A 1,322-nucleotide genomic window follows, 5' to 3' on the forward strand; every position below is an offset into this window, starting at 1 on the left:
CCCGGTCGTCCGCGCCGCCGCCCTCCCGGCACCGGCGCAGCAGGACGCGGGCGAGGTCCGCCCAGGTGTGCGCCAGCCAGGGACGCGCGTCGAGCCGCAGGTTGACCTCGGCCGCGGCGCGCAGGGCGGCGACCGCGTCGTCGAGCCGGCCCATCACCGCGGCCATCCGGCCGGCGGCCCTTGCGGCGGCGCCCCCGCACATGCTTTCGGCCGCGCCCGGCAGGCCGCCCGCCTCCCGCCAGGGCGTCCACAGCGCGTACGCCCACCCCGCGGCCTCCGCGTCGTCGAACGCCTCCACCAGCTCGGTGAGGTACTGCAGGACTCCCAGGGACCGGACCCCGGTCACGGGCTGGCGGAGCGACGAGCGCAGGTGCTCGTAGTGTGACCGCGCCTCGTCGCGGTCGCCCTCCAGGTGCAGGAACAGGCAGCGCGCCGCCTCGGTGAGAGGGGTGCGGGGGAGCGCGGCGAGGACGTCCCGGTGACCGCGGGGCAGCTCGCCAGGGTCGCCCCGCACGACGCCGAGCACTCCCGCGAACATCACGGTGACGGCGGCCGCCACCCGGTCCTCCATCCGCCGCGCGAGGTCCCCCGCCTCGCCGGACAGGGCGCGCGCCTCCTCCAGCCGTCCCGCGAGCGCCGCCCGCGCCGCCGCCGCCCGCAGGTGGTACCAGCGCGCCCCCGGCAGCCGCGTGGCCGCCGCCAGCTCGCCGATCGCCGCGGCCCCCTCGTCCGCCGCCGCGAGGTCGGCCGCCTGGTAGGCGGCGTCGACGCGCCACAGGTGCCCGCGCACCGCGGCGACGGGCCTGCCCGACCGCAGTCCCGTACGGATCGCGAGGTCCCCCAGCCGCCGCCGCTCGACCGCGTCGTCCGGGTGGACCAGCACGGCCGCCCGGGCCTGGACGGCGTCCAGCAGCGCGAGCGGATCGCCGCACTCCTCCGCCCGCCGCAGGGCCAGGTCCGACGCGCGGGCGGCGTCTTCGGCGCGGCCGGTCTCCACGTCGAGGTACGTCCTGCGGGCGACCAGCCGCGCCCGTACGGCCTCGGGGGAGGGGACCGCGCCCGGTTCCTCCAACGCGGCGAGGGCGCGGTCGCAGAGGGCGGCGACCTTCCTGCCGACGGCCGGGTCGCCGGCGCCGCCGATGACGAGCGCGGCGGCGGCGAGCAGGTCGGCCCGGCCTGCGAGCGCCGCGAGGCCCGCCGCCTCCTCGCAGTGCGCGACGGCGTGCCGTACCTCGCCCGCGGCGACCTCGGCCCTCGCCAGCTCCACCAGCAGCGCGGCACGCTCGTCCGGAGGCGGGCCCAGGCGGTCGAGCGCGTTCAGC

Annotated in this window: 1 protein-coding gene; it reads right to left on the minus strand. The window is 79.9% G+C overall.

Annotated elements, in window-relative coordinates:
* The coding region (locus MPTA5024_RS42875; protein ID WP_036332065.1) for a hypothetical protein at positions 1–1,322 on the minus strand (1,322 nt) is incomplete at both ends.

The sequence above is a fragment of the Microbispora sp. ATCC PTA-5024 genome (genome assembly GCF_000511135.2).
GTDB lineage: Bacteria > Actinomycetota > Actinomycetes > Streptosporangiales > Streptosporangiaceae > Microbispora > Microbispora corallina.